Genomic DNA, 15,809 nt, shown 5'->3' with positions numbered 1-15,809 from the left:
ATTAGCCTAAGGATGTTAGGCTGGTGTGATGGATCGACCTGCCCTCAGCCCATCTTCGGTGATCGCCGAGGCTGCCGCCATCTCCGACGAGTCGGGGTTCGCGGCTGTGACGCTGACCTCGGTCGCCCGGCGGCTGGGCGTGAAGACCCCGAGCCTGTACTCGCATGTCCGAGATCTCGCTGGGCTCCACGACGGAATCACCGTCCTCGCGCTCGGCGAATTGTCGGGCCTTCTCAGCGAGGCGATCGCCGGTCGGTCCGGCGGCCCCGCACTGCGCGCGTACGCCGCCACGCTCCGCGAATACGCGCTCCGCTCCCCCGGCCGGTGGGAATCGCTCCAGCGACGGGCCGGAGCCGGTGCCGTCGGCTCCGCGGCTGCTCGATCGTACGTGTCGCTGACGGATGCTGTCCTCCGCGGCTATCCGCTGTCGCCGGTCGACCGCGTCCACGCCACGCGCCTCATCGGAAGCACCATCAACGGGTTCCTCGCGCTCGAGCGCATCGGCAGCTTCTCGCACCGTGAACCCGATCCGGAGTCGTCGTGGACCGCCGCCATCGACGCCCTCCACTCCACCCTCACCGAATGGTCGCGGGCAGACAGCTCGCCCGATGACGAGGACCCCGCATGAACCGCCTGTCCGAACCACTCATCCGCGCCGCCTTCGTGAACGCGTCCGTTCGCGAGCGGAACGCCGTCATGATGCCCGCGGCCCTCGCAGAGCTGCCGTGGGACCGCCTCACCTACCTCGGGTGGCGTGATGCCAAGTCGCCGCAGCTCGGTTATGCGGTGGTCGACATCGATGACGAGCCGGTCGGCGTCATCCTGCGCGCGACCGACGCGAAGCCCCGCTCTCGGGCGCAATGCTCCTGGTGCGAAGACGTCACGCTCCCCAACGACGTCGTGTTCTACAGTGCGAAGCGCGGCGGGGCGGCCGGCCGCAAAGGCGACACGATCGGAACACTGGCCTGCGCGAACTTCGAATGCTCTGCGAACGTCCGCAAGCTCCCGCCGATCGCCTACCTCGGGTTCGACGCCGAGTCGGCTCGCGACCGGCGCATCGAAGCCCTCGGCGATCACGTGCGCGCCTTCGTACGGCTCGTGCGCGACGGCGTCTGAGCAGGGGCCCCGGGGTCGGGCCGATAGGCTGACAGCACATCCACTCCCCCGATCCCGGATCACCGTGACCTCTCCCGCCCGTACGACACCGTCGTGGCGGGCGTGGATCATCTGGGGTGTCGCCGTCGCCGCCTACGTGCTGGCGGTGACCAATCGCACCTCGCTGGCCGCCGTCGGCATCGATACGGCCGACCGGTTCCACGTCGATGCCTCGACGCTGTCGATGTTCGCCGTGCTCCAGCTCGGCGTGTACGGATTCATGCAGATCCCGGTCGGCGTCTGGCTCGATCGCTACGGGGCGCGACCGATCATCACCCTCGGCATGGTGCTGATGTCGATCGGTCAGCTGGTCATCGCCTTCTCGCCGAACGTCGGGGTCGCGATCGCCGCGCGCATGCTGATCGGCGCGGGCGACGCCGCCGTGTTCCCGAGCGTCCTGCGCGTGATCGCCACATGGTTCCCCGCGCAGCGCGCGCCCGTGATGGTGCAGATGACGGGCATCTTCGGCCAGCTCGGCCAGATCATCGCGATCATCCCGCTCGCAGCCCTCCTGCACGCGACGTCGTGGTCGATCACATTCGGGAGCATCGCCGGGCTCGGCATCCTGTTCGCCGTCCTCGTCTTCGGTGTGATCCGCAATCGCCCGCCCGAACAGACTTCTGATGTGTCGGTCGACACCGACACCGGTGTGATCCGCGTCGTCACCTCCGCCATCGACACGCGCGTCGGAATCAGGGCGGCGTGGTCGCATCCGGGCACGCGCTTGGCGTTCTGGTCGCACTTCACGACCCCGTTCGCGGGCACCGCCTTCGTGATGCTCTGGGGCATCCCGTTCCTGACGGCGGGTGAAGGCCGCACGCAGGCCGAAGCCGCCGGCATCACGACGGTGCTGGTACTGGCCGCCATCGCGATCGGGCCGATCATGGGCGCCTTGTCCACGCGCATCCCGCACATGCGCTCGAGCGCGCTCGTCCTCCCGACGATCGGGGTGCAGATGGTGGCATGGCTCGTGGTCATCGCGTGGCCCGAGCCTGCCCCGCTCTGGCTGCTGTTGGTGCTCGCGATCGCCCTGGCCACCGGCGGCCCCGCATCCATGATCGCGTTCGATCACGCCCGCACGCACAACCCGAGCCATCGCCTCAGCACCGCGACCGGCATCACGAACGTCGGCGGATTCCTCGCCGGGCTCATCGCCATCTTCCTGATCGGCCTCGCACTCGACCTGCAAGGAGCCGGCACGCCCGACACCTTCAGCCTCGAAGCGTTCCGCCTCGCATTCCTCACCCAGCTGCCGCTCTGGATCGTCGGATCGTTCTTCATCGTGCGCGAGCGCAGACGCACCCGCATCCTGCTCGGTCTCGATGAGCCCCGCCGCCCGCGCAAGAGCTGAGCACACGACTCCGGAGGGCATGTCGGATGCTGTCGCTACCGTGGCGGCATGCCCCGGACGATCTTCTACACGGCGACCACGCTCAACGGGTTCCTCGCCGATGACGCCGATTCCCTGGACTGGCTGTTCCGTGTGCCCGGCGGTGAGACCGCCGAGACCGGCGACGCGGGCTTCCCGGACTTCTTCGCCGGCGTCGGCGTCATGGTCGAAGGCTCCACGACGTACGAATGGGTCGTCGCGCATGAGCATCTGGCCGAGCATCCCGAGAAATGGCAGCAGTTCTACGGGGCGCTCCCGACATTCGTCTTCAGCACGCGCGACCTCCCGCGTGTCCCCGGCGCCGACATCCGGTTCATCCGGGGGCCGGTGAGCGAGCACTGGGAGCAGATCGCCGCCGCCGCGGGCGACCGTGATGTGTGGCTTGTGGGTGGCGGTGACCTCGTCGGCCAGTTCGCGGATGCCGGGCATCTCGACCAGCTGCGGGTGTCGATCGCGCCCGTCACCCTCCACTCGGGCCGCCCGCTCCTCCCCCGAGTGATCGAGTCCGATCGGCTGCGACTTGAATCCGTCGATCGCACCGGTCAGTTCGCCCGGCTGGTCTATTCGGTCGGGCCTCCGGGCAGCTGATCGACCGAGTCAGGTGATCGGAGCGAGTTCGACCCACTCGGCGTGCTTGGGCTCTCGTCCGTCACCGGAGGACGTGCCGGTGAGCCGTCGGCGCACCCACGGGCCGAGGTGATCACGGTAGTAGGTGCGCGCGTTCGGGCGAACGGCGGCCGGCAGCTCCGGGAGCGACCACCACTGCGCGGGAGGCTCGAGCCCGAGCGCGCTGAGCACTCGTGCCGCGACGCGGTGGTGTCCGCGAGAGTTCATGTGCAGTCTGTCCTCGGCCCAGTAAGTGGGGGTCGACAGCTCGCGGTCCGGCCAGTTCAGCGCGCGCACGACGTCGGGCCGGTCGGCCACTCGCGCGACGACGGCCTCGGAGAGCAGGTCGCCGCGGCGCTGGATGAGCGGCGAGAGCGGGAGCTGCGCAGACGGATTCGCCCCGGAGAGGAGCAGCAGCCGCACCCCCTCCTCGTCGCAGCGGCGCAGCACCAGGCTGAACGCGTCGGCGATGTGGGCGATCGAGGTCCGCGGGCGGAGCATGTCGTTGCCGCCTCCGTTGAACGAGAGGTGCGTCGGCTTCAGGGCGAGGGCGGGTTCGAGCTGCTGATGGACGATCGGCCAGGCGAGCTTGCCTCGGATCGCGAGGTTGGCATACTCGATGGGCTCGCCCGAGGCATCCGCCCATCCCTGTGCCGCGATGTCGGCCCAGCCGCGCACGCGGCCGTCGGGGAGGTCGTCGCCGACGCCCTCTGTGAAGGAGTCGCCGATAGCGACGAATCTGACGGATGCCACCTTCCCACCCTATGGTCCGTCAGCAGTCATCCAACGCGCGTCCGCGCCTGTCCACCAGTCCCCCCGCCGCTCCGGCGGCTACGGCGAAGACCACCAAGAGCGATGGAGCGCCGCCCGATGCCAAGAGCACCGGGACGGTGAGCGGCGCGACGATCGAGGCGAACCGGCCGCCGCCCGCCTCCCACCAGGTGAAAAGCAAGCGCGACTCCCGTGGTCGAGGTATGACAGGGTGGCGCAGGTGTGGTTAGAGCAATTATCTCAACCGGGGCGGAAATTGGAGGGTGTGCTCCAGGGCGGATGATGAGAGCCGTCGACGTTTGAGGACAAATCGCCGGTGCACCCGCGGGGGCGCACCGGCGATTGCCGTCTTGATGGGTTAGACGCCGAACGAGTAGCCGTGAGCGCAGTTGCCGCCCGTGGTGGAACTGCGCCACTTCAGGTACGTGCGGCTTTGCGATCCGTACACGCCGTCGACGGCGATCCCCTCAGCGCTCTGGGCGTTCAGCAACGCGTTGTAGGTTGCTGGACCGAAATCGTTGTCAACGGTTAACCCAGCACCGTAGCAAATGTTGAGCGTCAGCTGGAGCTGGCCAACCCCGCTACTCACAACGCCGGTCTCCATGACGCAGTCGATCGAGGATCCGGATGCTGGGATTCTGTACCAGCCGCCGCCCGAGGGGGTGATGTTGACGTAGTTGTTGCAGTAGCTCAAGCGGCGCGCTTGGAGTTCTGGCGCGAGGCGGAATTCAACGTCGGGCACCGCGGGGTCGACCTCCGGAGGCACTGCTGAATCGTCAGTAGCCAGCACCTGGAGCGGAGCAGGAGATTGAGTTGCGTCGTCAGCCATAGATGGCGCGGCGACTCCGAGTGTCAGCAGTGCCGCAGCAGCAACCGCGAGTAGTCCCAGCTTCGTCTTGCGAGCCATGATTTCACACCCTCACTGGCAGCGATCTGCCGCCTCACGGGTGAGCCTCCTGCCACGGACCGCTGCCATCAAGAAGCTGCAACACACTTTCTCGAGAGCCGTGCCATGGTACGGGGATTTTCTTTGAGCGATTGCGTGAATTCTCACCCGTTGCCGTTTGAGCAGGTTTGTTGATCTGCTGTTTGCCCGGTGATCGAGGGTGGTAGCTCCACTGCGCCCGACGCGGAGGCTGTCGGACTAGGACTGGCCGGATCTTGCGTCGGACTGGCCACGACCGTGCCGCTATTGGAGCTATCTGGGCTGGTGCCGCCGGTGATGATGAGTTGCTGATTCGCGTCGAGTGCGCTGAACAGCGTTGTTGCTGCAGCGTCGTTCGGTACGACCTTGTTGGCATCGTCTGGGTCGGTACCCGTTGGGTACTGCACAAACACGATGTCGCTGAATCCCACACCTTTCATCGTGAGCGCCAACTGGACCAGCGTGAGTGGGCTCTTCAGGCTCGAACTCGGCGTCACGTTGTTCACGACGGCTGTGGCGAGCCGGTACAGGGTTGCCGGGTCAGAGAGAGTGTCGGCGCTGACGATCTTCTTGACCAGCTCTGACATGTAGAGCTGCTGGTTGGAAATACGTCCCAGGTCTGAGCCGTCGCCTACTCCGTGACGAGTGCGCAGGAACTCCAGCGCCTCAACGCCTTGCAACGTGTGGGTACCCGGGGCAAGAGCAAGCCCTGTGTTGTCGTCGTAGATGCCGTTCGCGACACACACATCGACGCCGCCGATGGCATTGGTGATCTCAATCACCCCACCCCAGGTGAGCTTCGCCGCATAGTCGACGTTCTCGCCGGTCAAGGCAGAGACTGTCTTGGCGACGCAAGAGAGCCCGCCGTAGCTATATGACGCGTTCAACGGCTGCTTACTCATCGCCGAGCTGACGCTCCCGTCTGCCGCAGTGCACGACGGGAGCGGGATCATTAGATCGCGGGGCAGCGAGATCGCGGTGACGCGACGAGGGTTGTCCGAGACGTGAATCAGGATGTTCACATCGTTGAGCTCGGCCTCATCCTGACCTGGGATGCAGCGTCCGGGGAAATACTGGATGTACGCCGCCTCGCATGCGTCCGTGCCAACCAGGAGCATGTTGAAACCGCCCTCGATAGCTCCCAGCCCGGGCGGTGCGGCCGATTGTCCCTCCAGTTCGACCGAATGGGCATCGATGGTCGAGGTGAGATTCCATGCGTTGAAGCCCACGATGCCGAGGCTCGCAACGAGCACGACTGCCGTGGACGCAGCCAAGATCTTTAGAAACTGTGCGACTGGATGCGGAGACTTGAGCTGCCCGTGACGCGCGAGCGGGGTGCGACGACGACGTTTACTCACCGCAGTGATTATTCATCATGGTGGTCCCGATTCAGCAATTCGCGGCCCGATCAAGTACGGATTTCTAGGCGTGGATGGTACTCACATTGCCCCTTGGTCACTAGCAGATACGACATAGAAATGACGCATGGGAAGTCGCGTATCGTGAGAGCGAGGAGCTGTCTAGTAGGGGGTAGCGTCTTGCATTTCGACTCTCACCGGGCCGATCATCGAGCAGTTCTCGCGCACCTGATCGCACGAGTGCTGCGCAGCGCACGGGCGCGGGCAGGGCTGACGCAGGAGCAGGTCGCGCACTCGGCTGGTATCGCGGTGATCACCTACGGGAGCCTTGAAAGGGCACGCTCATCTCGTGGTGCTGGATCCAATCCAACTCTCGAGACCATTTCTCGGGTGTTTAATGTTCTCAACATCGATCTCGATGACCTCGCCTCGGGGATCGATTCCCAGGGTCTTGTGGAGAACGAAGTATCTGGCTGAGATTCGCGACAGGACGTGGCTCATGTACGCACGCTCGTCGTGCAGCACGTAGTGACGACACGGCGTGGTCACCGCCCGAAGGGGTCGGCGAGGAGCCCGTCCACGCTCGCGCTGATCGCCACGCCGACGAATCCGATCGAGGCGATCCACACGGTCCGGCCCGCGTCCGAGGCTCCACTGCGTGCGCCGCGATGAACGAGATGCGTCCGACGTCCATCGCGTCTAGCCGATGCCCGAGCCGGTCAACGCCCGCAGATTACGACGGGTGAACGGCAGGTCGAAGCGCTGCGACAGCGAAGCGGCGCGGGGTGCGGCATCCGTCATGGAGACATGTTAGGGATTCTCGTGACGTACCGCGAAACGGTCCGGACAACGACTCACGCGAGCAGGTCGTGGACGATCGGAGCGACCTTCGTGCCGTACAACTCGATCGAGCGCATCATCTTCTCGTGAGACAGCGTGCCGGTGGAGAACTTCATGTCGAACCGGGTGGCCCCCAGCGTCTGCACGGTCGCAGCGATCTTGCGCGCGACCGATTCGGGTGAACCGACGTACAGCGCGCCCTCCGGGCCCACGTCGTGCTGGAACCGCATCCGGCTGTACGGCGGCCACCCGCGCTCCCGGCCGATCGTGTTGTTCATCGATTCGAAGCCCGCGTACGCCTCGTCCCACGCCTGCTGGTCGGTCTCGGCGATGTGTCCGGGTGAATGCACGCCCACTGGCAGCGTCTCGCGCCCGAACGAGTCGAGCGACCGGTGGTACAGGTCGACGAACGGGCGGAAGCGGTCGGCCGAGCCGCCGATGATCGCGAGCATCAGCCCGTATCCGTACCGTGCCGCACGCACGACCGACTCGGGAGAGCCCCCGACGCCGATCCACGCCTTCAGGCCGTTCGCCGTCTTCGGGAACACGTCGGCGGCATCCAGCGAAGCGCGCGTCGTGCCCTGCCACGTGACCGGCTTCTCCGTCATCAACTGGTGGAACAGGTCGAGCTTCTCTTCGAACAGCACTTCGTAGTCGCGCAGATCGAAGCCGAAGAGCGGGAACGACTCGATGAACGAGCCCCGGCCGAGGATGACCTCGGCGCGACCGTTCGATACGGCGTCGAGCGTCGCGAAGCGCTCGTACACGCGCACCGGATCGTCCGATGAGAGGACGGTCACCGCCGTGCCGAGGTGGATGCTCTGGGTACGCGCCGCCGCTGCGGCCAGGACGATCTCGGGGCTCGAGATCGCGAACTCACGGCGGTGGTGCTCCCCCACGCCGAAGAACGACAGGCCGACCTCGTCGGCCAGCGCGGCCTGGTCGACGACGTTGCGGATCGTCTCGGCAGCACTCACGAACTCGCCCTGCTGATCTCGCGTGATATCGCCGAACGTGTCGAGCCCGAGGTCGACGGTGGTGGGCGAGGTCATGTCAGGCATCCTTTTTCATTCACGAACATGTAAACGCAGGATGCTGTCCGTCATTCCCGCACGCACCGCCGCCCGTTCGGCGCGCCGGTCAGTTCTCCCGCAGCGCCTCGCGCAGGGTGTCGAGGCCCACGCCGCCCATGTCGAGGGCGCGCTTGTGGAAGTCCTTGATGTCGAAGTCGTCGCCGTGCGCGGCCTTGTAGTCATCACGCGCCTGCTCCCAGATGCGCTGCCCGACCTTGTACGACGGTGCCTGCCCCGGCCACCCGAGGTAGCGGTTGACCTCGAATCTGATGAACTCGGCGGGCATGTTGACGTTGCGCATCATGAACTCCAGCGCGTACTCGGCATCCCACGTGCCGGTGCCGTCCAGCCGCGGTTTCCCGAGATGCACGCCGATGTCGAGCACCACCCGAGCCGCCCGCATCCGCTGACCGTCGAGCATCCCGAGGCGATCTGCCGGGTCGTCGAGGAACCCGAGGTCTTCCATGAGACGCTCGGCGTACAGCGCCCACCCCTCTGCGTGCCCGGACGTGCCCGCCAGCAGCCGTCGCCACGTGTTCAGCTCGGTGCGGTTGAACACCGCCTGCGCGATCTGCAGGTGATGTCCGGGGACGCCCTCGTGATAGACCGTCGTCAGCTCGCGCCACGTGTCGAACGTGTCGACACCCTCGGGCACCGACCACCACATGCGTCCGGGGCGCGAGAAGTCGTCGGTCGGGCCGGTGTAGTAGATGCCGCCCTCGTTGGTCGGGGCGATCATGCACTCGAGCGTGCGGATGGGCTCCGGGATGTCGAAATTCGTCTTGCCGAGCTCTTCGATCGCACTGTCGCTGGTGGCCTGCATCCATTTCTGCAGTTCGTCGGTGCCGTGGAGCTTCCGGCTCGAGTCCTCTTCGAGGAAGGCGATCGCTTCTTGGACCGTCGCGCCGGCGAGGATCTCGTTCGCGATCGCCTCCTGCTCGGCCACCATGCGTGCGAGCTCCTGCACGCCCCACTCGTAAGTCTCGTCGAGGTCGATCGTGGCCCCCAGGAACCGCTGCGACTGGAGGGCGTACAACTCGCGCCCGACAGCATCCTGCTCGCTCGATGCGGGTGCCAGCTCGCCGGTGAGGAAGGCCGCGAGGGCGTCGTACGCGACGCGTGCCACGTTGGCGTTGTCAGCGAGTTCGCGCGCGAGGGATGCCGGCAGCTGACCCTCCTGCGGGCTCGCGTCGCCGGCGAATGACGCGAAGAAGCCCGCGTCGGCGGTGTACCGCGCGATCTGGGTGGCCACTTCGGTCACCTGCCTGCGGGCCGGGACGACGCCTCGGGCGATGCCTTCGCGCAGCGTCGCGACGTAGCCTTCGATCGCCGCGGGCACGGCCTTCAGCCGCTTCGCGATCACGGCCCAGTCTTCGGCCGTCGCGGTCGGCATGAGGTCGAAGACCGCGCGGATGTCTTGCGCGGGCGAGGCGATGACGTTGAGGTCGCGCAGGTGCCAGCCCGACGCGTGCAGATCGAGGTCGAGCCGAAGCTCGCGGATGAGGTCGGCCTTGGTGATCCGATCGATGTCGTCGACGGGCTCCGCCCGGTCGAGAGCCTCGAGGGTCTGTCGTGCGGCGTCGGCGAGTCGATCCATCCCCGCCGGCGAATAGTCGCCGTACCGGTCGTTGAATTCAGACCTGCCGATGTAGGTCGCGACGGTGGGCAGCAGTTCGGCGAGGGTGTCGACCCAGGCGTCGGCGATCGTGTCGACCTGCGTCGGGGTGCGGGGTGATTCGGTCATGTTCCGAGCCTAGGCATGCCCCGCGAGCCTGACAACGTTGCGAAACGGCAGGCCGGCGTCAGTGACCCGCTTCGTTCCAGTCCGCCCCGCGACCGATCTGCACATCCAGCGGCACCGACAGCGCGGCGGCGTCCGCCATCCGCGAGCGGACGACCTCTTCCGCGGCATCCCACTCCCCCGCGGCGACTTCGATGACGAGCTCGTCGTGGATCTGCAGCAGCACCCGCGACCGCAGCCCGCGCGCCGAGAACTCGTCGTGGATGTGGAACAGCGCGATCTTCATGATGTCGGCTGCGCTCCCCTGGATCGGAGCGTTCAGCGCCGCGCGCTCGGCGTTCTCTCGCAGCACCCGGTTGGGGCTCGTGAGGTCGGGGAACGGCCGACGACGCCCGAAAATCGTCTCGGTGTACCCGTCGATGCGGGCCTGTTCGACCGACGACCTCAGGTAGTCGCGAACCGCGCCGAACCGGGCGAAGTACTCCGTCATCAGCAGCTTGGCCTCGGCCTGTTCGATGCGCAGCTGCTTGGAGAGCCCGAATGCGGAGAGGCCGTACACGAGGCCGTACGACATCGCCTTGACCTTCGTGCGCATCGCGGGAGTCACGTCGGCCGGCTCGACGCCGAACACGCGCGCGCCGACGAAGCGGTGGGTGTCCTCGCCCGAGTTGAACGCCTCGACGAGCCCCGGGTCTTCGGACAGGTGCGCCATGATCCGCATCTCGATCTGCGAGTAGTCGGCGGTGAGCAGCGTCTCGTACCCCTCGCCCACTTCGAAAGCGGCACGGATGCGGCCGCTCTCGTCGGTGCGCACGGGGATGTTCTGCAGATTGGGGTCGGTGCTCGAGAGCCGACCGGTCTGGCTGCCGGTCTGGACGTAGGTGGTGTGGACCCGCCCGTCGCCGCCGGTCGCCGTGGTCTGGATAGCGCTGTCGAGCGACTCGATGATCTGCCGCAGCTTCGTGGCCTCGCGATGCTGGAGCAGAAGGTCGAGGAACGGATGCGGGTTGGTCTCCTGCAGGTCGGCCAGGACCGCGGCATCCGTCGAATAGCCCGTCTTGGTCTTGCGGGTCTTGGGGAGCGCCAGCTCTTCGAACAGCACCTCCTGCAGCTGCTTCGGAGAGCCGAGATTCACCTCGCGGCCGATCGCAGTGTAGGCCTCCTGTGCCAGCGCGTCGGCGCGGACGCCCAGCACACCGGAGAACTCCGTGAGCTTGTCGTGCGAGACGGCGACGCCCGCGAGCTCCATGTCGGCAAGGGCGCGCAGGGTCGGCAGCTCGATCTCGGTGAGCACCCTGCCCACGCTGTCGGGGAGCTCGGCACGCTGGGCGTCGGCGACCCGCAGCGAGAACCACGACAGCTGGCCGGCGGTGGCCCCCTCGGTCTCGGGCACCAGCTGCGTCGGGTCGGCGACCGGGAGCTTCTCGTCGAGGTAGCGGTCGACGAGGTCGACGAGGCTCTTGTCCGGGAAGCTCGGACGGATGAGCCACCCCGCCAGCACGGTGTCGAAAGCGAGGCCGCCCAGTTCGAGCCCCGCCCGGCGCAGTGCCTTGACCTGCTGCTTGGCGTCGCTGAAGACCTTCGGTGCGTCCGACGCGAGCCACTCGGCGATCGCTGCCGCCGTCGCCGGCGCCCACGACGCCTCGGCGACGGTATCGCTCGTTGCGAAGCCGACGCGGGCGGGCAGTCCCGCCTCGATCTGGATCGTCACACCGACCTCGCCGTCGGCCGCGCGAAGCCAGGATGCCAGGGCCTCGGGGGCGAGTTCCTCCGGTGCGGGCATCGGCACCGCGGCGGCAGACGTGACCGCCGCCATCTGCTGCTCGATGCCGGCGAGCTCGGCCACCCGTGGGATGAGGGTCTTGAACTCCAGGCGGGCGAAGATGTCGCGCACCGCCTGGGCGTCCATCGGCCGCACCTCGAGGTCGGCGACGGTCACGGGCAGCTCGACGTCGCGGAGGAGGCGATTGAGCGCGCGGTTCCGGCGAACGCCGTCGATGTTCTCGCGCAGGTTGCCACCCACCACGCCGGTGACCTTGTCGGCATTCTCCAGGAGCGCGTCGAGCGACCCGAACTGACCGATCCATTTGACCGCGGTCTTCTCCCCCACCTTCGGAACGCCGGGCAGGTTGTCGCTCGTCTCGCCGACGAGCGCGGCGATGTCGGGATACTGCTCGGGCGGAACACCGTAGCGATCGATGACCGCCTGCCGGTCGTAGCGCTTGAGCTGCGAGACGCCCTGCACGTTGGGGTAGAGCAGCGTGATGTCGTCGTTCACGAGCTGGATCGTGTCGCGGTCGCCCGAGCAGACCAGCACGTCGAAGCCGGCCTCGGCGCCCTGGGTGGCGAGCGTCGCGAGGATGTCGTCGGCCTCGACCTCCTCCTTCTGTAGCACGGTGATGCTCATGGCGGCGAGGCAGTCCTGCAGGATCGGGATCTGGCCTTTGAATTCGGACGGGCTCTCCGAGCGATTGGCTTTGTACTCGGGGTACACATCCGTACGGAAGGACTTGCGAGACGTGTCGAACGCGACCGCCATGTGCGTCGGCTTCTCGGCCTTGATGAGGTTGATGAGCATCGCGAGGAACCCGTAGATGCCGTTGGTGTGCTGACCGTCCTTCGTTGAGAAGTTCTCCACGGGGAGGGCGAAGAACGCGCGGTAGGCCAGCGAATGGCCGTCGACGACGAGGAGGGTAGGCTTTGCGGAGTCCGTCACCTTGTCAGCCTAGCCAGGGCACACGACACCTCCGCCGTATCCCCTTGGAGTGCGATGACCCTCGTTCCCGACCCCCGCATGGATCCGATGGAATGGGCCGCGCAGCGCGGCGTCGGCGCACTCGCCGAGAAGATGGGCTTCGAGTACCAGGAGTTCTCGATCGAGCGCTGCGTCGCCACGATGCCGGTGGAGGGGAACACCCAGCCGGTTGGGCTGATGCACGGCGGAGCGTACGTCGTGCTGGGCGAATCGCTGGGCTCGATGGCCGCGAATCTGCACGCCGGGCCCGGGCGACTCGCGGTCGGCGTGGACATCAACGCCACGCACACCCGCTCGGCGAGATCCGGCGTCGTCACGGGGGTGTGCACGCCGATCCACCTCGGCCGCAGCATGACCGTGCACGAGATCGTCGTGTCCGACGATCAGGGCAGGCGCCTCTCGACCATCCGGATCACCAACATGATCAAGGACCTTCCCCCGAGCTGAAATCGGGTTGGAGGGCGCCGCTCAGCCCTTCTTGGGCGCCAGCTGCTCGATGATCGCCTTCGCGACGTCCTGCATCGTGAGGCGGCGGTCCATGGACGCCTTCTGGATCCAGCGGAACGCCTCGGGCTCGGTGAGGCCCATCTTCTCGTTCAGCAGGCCCTTGGCGCGATCGACGAGCTTGCGGGTCTCGAATCGCTCGACCATGTCGGCGACCTCGGCCTCGAGCGTGATGATCTGGTCGTAGCGGGCCAGGGCGATCTCGATCGCGGGAAGCAGGTCGTTCGGGGTGAACGGCTTGACGACATACGCCAGGGCACCGGCCTCGCTCGCGCGCTCGACGAGCTCCTTCTGGCTGAAGGCGGTCAGCAGCACGACGGGGGCGATGTGGTTCTTGCTGAGCTTCTCGGCGGCGCTGATGCCGTCCAGCTGCGGCATCTTGACGTCCATGATCACCAGATCGGGGCGGAGTTCCGTGGCCAGCTGCACGGCCGTCTCGCCGTCGCCCGCCTCGCCGACCACGTCGAAGCCGTTGTCGCGGAGGATCTCGACGATGTCGAGCCGGATGAGCGACTCGTCCTCGGCGACGACGACGCGTCGGGGAGCGGAGGTCACGGGCTCGGCTGCGATATCGGGATCAGTCACGTGTGAATCCTACGGTATGGTCGTTCGCGAGCGTTGCTGGCCGGTGTGGCGGAATGGCAGACGCGACCGACTCAAAATCGGTTGCCCGTGAGGGCATGTGGGTTCGAGTCCCACCACCGGTACGTGCGAAGGCCGCCCCTCCCGGGGCGGCCTTCGGCCGTGAACCCGCGATCAGGCGCCGAAGTACTGGTTGCCCAGCGCCTTGCTCTTGAGCGCCTCGAACTCACCGGACGAGATGGCTCCGGCATCCAGGAGCTCTTTGGCCCTCGCGATGTCGCCGGTCGGATCGCTGGAGGCCTTCGGCTGGTAGTCGTCTGACTCGGCGACGACGCCGTGCCTGCTCCGTAGACGCGCGGCCATGCCCCTGCCGCGCGCGATGACGTAGACCAGGGCCGTGAGGAAGGGCACGAACACGAGGAACACGATCCACACCGCCTTGAACCAGCCGTTCAGCGTGTGGTCGCGGAAGAGGTCGAGGATGATCAGGATCAGCACGTAGATGTAGGCGACGAAGTAGAAGCCCCACAGCAGCAACCAGAAGAAATCCCAGAAGTTCATGACTTGTCCTCTCGAGAACGCGGAACGGTCGCGCTCAGCATAGCGAGCGCGACCGTTCCGCCGTCCACCGACGCGTCACTCGCGGTAGACGGGGGCCTTGCCGTGGACGGCGTCGCCGATCTTGTGGATGCGGATGTCGTTGGTCGAGCCGATGATTCCGGGAGGGGATCCCGAGATCACCACCACCTTGTCGCCGACCTTCGCGAGGTCGTTCGCGAGGAAGTAGTCGTCGACCTGAATGAACATGCGGTCGGTGTGGGTGACAGGCTCGACCAGGGTCGACCTCACGCCCCACGTCAGCGCCATGCGCCGGCGGATCGCCGGCTCGGGGGTGAACCCGATCATGGGGATGCGGGGGCGAAGGCGTGACATGCGGCGCGCGGTGTCGCCCGACTCGGTGAAGATGCAGAGGTACTTCGCCTCGACGAACTCGGCGACCTCCAGTGCGGCGAGGGTGATCGCGCCGCCCTGGGTGCGGGGCTTGGTGGTCAGGGGCGCGATGCGCTCGAGGCCGTGATCCTCGGTGGAGGCCACGATCCGGGCCATCGTCTCCACGACGATCACCGGGTAGTCGCCCACGCTGGTCTCGCCCGAGAGCATGACCGCATCGGCGCCGTCCAGCACGGCGTTGGCGACGTCGCTGGTCTCGGCGCGCGTGGGGACGGGGCTGTTGATCATCGATTCGAGCATCTGCGTCGCCACGATGACCGGCTTGGCCATCCGACGGCACAGCTCGACCGCGCGCTTCTGCACGATCGGAACCGCCTCCAGCGGCAGCTCGACGCCGAGGTCGCCGCGGGCGACCATGATGCCGTCGAACGCGTCGATGATCTCTTCGAGGTTGTCGACGGCCTGCGGCTTCTCGATCTTCGCGATGATCGGGACGTGGCGGCCCTCCTCGGCCATGATGACGTGGACGCGCTGCACGTCCTTCGCGCTGCGCACGAACGACAGGGCGATGAGGTCGGCGCCGATCTTCAGACCCCAGCGGAGGTCGGCTTCGTCCTTCTCGGACAGGGCGGGAACGTTGACGGCGACGCCGGGCAGGTTGATGCCCTTGTTGTTCGACACGGCGCCCGCGACGATCACCTTCGTCGTGACGACGCGTCCTTCGACCGCGATGACCTCGACACGCACTTTGCCGTCGTCGATCAGCAGGAAGTCGCCGGGGTTGACGTCTTCGGGCAGGCCCTTGAAGGTCGTCGAGACGATCTCCTTCGTGCCGGGGATGTCTTCGGTCGTGATCTTGAAGATGTCGCCGACGGCGAGTTCGTGCGGTCCGTCGGCGAACTTGCCGAGACGGATCTTGGGGCCCTGCAGGTCGACCAGCACCGCGACCGGGCGACCGGCATCATCCGCGGCCTTCCGGACGTTGGCGAAATTCGCCTCGTGCACGCTGTAGTCGCCGTGGCTGAGGTTCAGGCGGGCGACGTCCACACCGGCGTCGATGATGGCGCGAACCATCTCGTACGACGATGTGGCCGGGCCCAGGGTGGCGACGATCTTGGCGCGTCTCATCCGTGTGTACTCCGGGGGGGTTGGTGGTGA

The 15,809-nt window shown here is 66.7% G+C and carries 16 protein-coding genes and 1 tRNA gene; 7 read left to right on the top strand and 10 right to left on the bottom strand.

Features of this window, described 5'->3' with window-relative positions:
* The first annotated feature begins 28 nt into the window (after window positions 1-28).
* From ACFE6Z_RS04205 to ACFE6Z_RS04190, 4 genes are all read left to right on the top strand, one after another.
* Window positions 29-628 (top strand): TetR/AcrR family transcriptional regulator, encoded by a 600-nt coding sequence (locus ACFE6Z_RS04205; RefSeq protein WP_375384412.1) that lies wholly within the window; start codon window positions 29-31, stop codon window positions 626-628.
* Window positions 625-1,116, top strand: a complete 492-nt coding sequence (locus tag ACFE6Z_RS04200) for an FBP domain-containing protein (RefSeq protein WP_375384411.1) — start codon at window positions 625-627, stop codon at window positions 1,114-1,116. The genes ACFE6Z_RS04205 and ACFE6Z_RS04200 overlap by 4 nt, the downstream gene beginning before the upstream one ends.
* Window positions 1,117-1,180: 64 nt before the next feature.
* On the top strand, window positions 1,181-2,506 hold the full coding sequence (locus tag ACFE6Z_RS04195; RefSeq protein ID WP_375384410.1) for a nitrate/nitrite transporter: 1,326 nt from the start codon (window positions 1,181-1,183) through the stop codon (window positions 2,504-2,506).
* A gap of 48 nt (window positions 2,507-2,554) precedes the next feature.
* Window positions 2,555-3,133: a dihydrofolate reductase family protein gene (locus ACFE6Z_RS04190; RefSeq protein WP_375384409.1), complete on the top strand. Its 579-nt coding sequence runs from the start codon at window positions 2,555-2,557 to the stop codon at window positions 3,131-3,133.
* A 9-nt stretch (window positions 3,134-3,142) separates the two neighbouring features.
* Here the strand turns inward: ACFE6Z_RS04190 and ACFE6Z_RS04185 are convergent, their stop codons facing one another.
* From ACFE6Z_RS04185 to ACFE6Z_RS04170, 4 genes are all read right to left on the bottom strand, one after another.
* Window positions 3,143-3,904, bottom strand: a complete 762-nt coding sequence (locus ACFE6Z_RS04185) for an SGNH/GDSL hydrolase family protein (protein ID WP_375384408.1) — start codon at window positions 3,902-3,904, stop codon at window positions 3,143-3,145.
* Window positions 3,905-3,923: 19 nt separating this feature from the next.
* Complete coding sequence (locus tag ACFE6Z_RS04180; RefSeq protein ID WP_375384407.1) at window positions 3,924-4,103, bottom strand: hypothetical protein; 180 nt, start codon at window positions 4,101-4,103, stop codon at window positions 3,924-3,926.
* A 177-nt stretch (window positions 4,104-4,280) separates the two neighbouring features.
* Window positions 4,281-4,829 (bottom strand): peptidoglycan-binding protein, encoded by a 549-nt coding sequence (locus tag ACFE6Z_RS04175; protein WP_375384406.1) that lies wholly within the window; start codon window positions 4,827-4,829, stop codon window positions 4,281-4,283.
* 143 nt (window positions 4,830-4,972) lie between these two features.
* Window positions 4,973-6,205 carry an LCP family protein gene (locus ACFE6Z_RS04170; protein WP_375384405.1) on the bottom strand — a complete coding sequence of 411 codons (1,233 nt, stop codon included), beginning with the start codon at window positions 6,203-6,205 and terminating at the stop codon, window positions 4,973-4,975.
* On the opposite strand from ACFE6Z_RS04170, the gene ACFE6Z_RS04165 reads away from it, so the two are divergent.
* Window positions 6,146-6,682, top strand: coding sequence for a helix-turn-helix transcriptional regulator (locus tag ACFE6Z_RS04165; RefSeq protein WP_375384404.1), 537 nt, complete (start codon window positions 6,146-6,148; stop codon window positions 6,680-6,682). The genes ACFE6Z_RS04170 and ACFE6Z_RS04165 overlap by 60 nt on opposite strands.
* Before the next feature lie 377 nt (window positions 6,683-7,059).
* On the opposite strand, the gene ACFE6Z_RS04160 is transcribed toward ACFE6Z_RS04165, so the two are convergent.
* From ACFE6Z_RS04160 to polA, 3 genes are all read right to left on the bottom strand, one after another.
* Entirely contained in the window at window positions 7,060-8,097 is a 1,038-nt protein-coding gene (locus ACFE6Z_RS04160; RefSeq protein WP_375384403.1) for an LLM class flavin-dependent oxidoreductase, read from the bottom strand.
* An 88-nt stretch (window positions 8,098-8,185) separates the two neighbouring features.
* The gene (locus ACFE6Z_RS04155; protein ID WP_375384402.1) at window positions 8,186-9,862 is read right to left on the bottom strand and encodes a DUF885 domain-containing protein; all 1,677 of its coding nucleotides are present in this window, start codon (window positions 9,860-9,862) and stop codon (window positions 8,186-8,188) included.
* A gap of 58 nt (window positions 9,863-9,920) precedes the next feature.
* Complete coding sequence (gene polA, locus ACFE6Z_RS04150) at window positions 9,921-12,575, bottom strand: DNA polymerase I (RefSeq protein WP_375384401.1); 2,655 nt, start codon at window positions 12,573-12,575, stop codon at window positions 9,921-9,923.
* A gap of 54 nt (window positions 12,576-12,629) precedes the next feature.
* On the opposite strand from polA, the gene ACFE6Z_RS04145 reads away from it, so the two are divergent.
* Window positions 12,630-13,061 carry a hotdog fold thioesterase gene (locus ACFE6Z_RS04145; RefSeq protein ID WP_375384400.1) on the top strand — a complete coding sequence of 144 codons (432 nt, stop codon included), beginning with the start codon at window positions 12,630-12,632 and terminating at the stop codon, window positions 13,059-13,061.
* Between the two features lie 21 nt (window positions 13,062-13,082).
* On the opposite strand, the gene ACFE6Z_RS04140 is transcribed toward ACFE6Z_RS04145, so the two are convergent.
* On the bottom strand, window positions 13,083-13,703 hold the full coding sequence (locus ACFE6Z_RS04140) for an ANTAR domain-containing response regulator (RefSeq protein WP_375384399.1): 621 nt from the start codon (window positions 13,701-13,703) through the stop codon (window positions 13,083-13,085).
* Window positions 13,704-13,742: 39 nt separating this feature from the next.
* Between ACFE6Z_RS04140 and ACFE6Z_RS04135 the strand changes: the two genes are divergently transcribed.
* Window positions 13,743-13,825 (top strand) — tRNA-Leu (locus ACFE6Z_RS04135).
* Window positions 13,826-13,874: 49 nt separating this feature from the next.
* Here the strand turns inward: ACFE6Z_RS04135 and ACFE6Z_RS04130 are convergent.
* Window positions 13,875-14,261 carry an SHOCT domain-containing protein gene (locus ACFE6Z_RS04130; RefSeq protein WP_375384398.1) on the bottom strand — a complete coding sequence of 129 codons (387 nt, stop codon included), beginning with the start codon at window positions 14,259-14,261 and terminating at the stop codon, window positions 13,875-13,877.
* 75 nt (window positions 14,262-14,336) lie between these two features.
* A complete protein-coding gene (gene pyk, locus ACFE6Z_RS04125; RefSeq protein ID WP_375384397.1) occupies window positions 14,337-15,779 on the bottom strand; it encodes a pyruvate kinase in 1,443 nt (480 codons plus the stop codon).
* Window positions 15,780-15,809: the final 30 nt, after the last annotated feature.

Origin of the sequence: uncultured Microbacterium sp., assembly GCF_964244775.1 — a bacterium.
GTDB lineage: Bacteria > Actinomycetota > Actinomycetes > Actinomycetales > Microbacteriaceae > Microbacterium.
The sequence above is the reverse complement of the archived record's forward strand: the minus strand, read 5'-3'. Positions and strand labels throughout refer to the sequence as shown.

What these genes read in the sequence shown, in the direction of transcription:
- pyk (WP_375384397.1), bottom strand. Translation starts at nt 15,779, where the DNA reads ATGAGACGCGCCAAGATCGTCGCCACCCTGGGCCCGGCCACATCGTCG.
- ACFE6Z_RS04205 (WP_375384412.1), top strand. Translation starts at nt 29, where the DNA reads ATGGATCGACCTGCCCTCAGCCCATCTTCGGTGATCGCCGAGGCTGCC.
- ACFE6Z_RS04145 (WP_375384400.1), top strand. Translation starts at nt 12,630, where the DNA reads ATGACCCTCGTTCCCGACCCCCGCATGGATCCGATGGAATGGGCCGCG.
- ACFE6Z_RS04160 (WP_375384403.1), bottom strand. Translation starts at nt 8,097, where the DNA reads ATGACCTCGCCCACCACCGTCGACCTCGGGCTCGACACGTTCGGCGAT.
- ACFE6Z_RS04175 (WP_375384406.1), bottom strand. Translation starts at nt 4,829, where the DNA reads ATGGCTCGCAAGACGAAGCTGGGACTACTCGCGGTTGCTGCTGCGGCA.
- ACFE6Z_RS04155 (WP_375384402.1), bottom strand. Translation starts at nt 9,862, where the DNA reads ATGACCGAATCACCCCGCACCCCGACGCAGGTCGACACGATCGCCGAC.
- ACFE6Z_RS04130 (WP_375384398.1), bottom strand. Translation starts at nt 14,261, where the DNA reads ATGAACTTCTGGGATTTCTTCTGGTTGCTGCTGTGGGGCTTCTACTTC.
- ACFE6Z_RS04165 (WP_375384404.1), top strand. Translation starts at nt 6,146, where the DNA reads ATGCGGAGACTTGAGCTGCCCGTGACGCGCGAGCGGGGTGCGACGACG.
- ACFE6Z_RS04190 (WP_375384409.1), top strand. Translation starts at nt 2,555, where the DNA reads ATGCCCCGGACGATCTTCTACACGGCGACCACGCTCAACGGGTTCCTC.
- ACFE6Z_RS04200 (WP_375384411.1), top strand. Translation starts at nt 625, where the DNA reads ATGAACCGCCTGTCCGAACCACTCATCCGCGCCGCCTTCGTGAACGCG.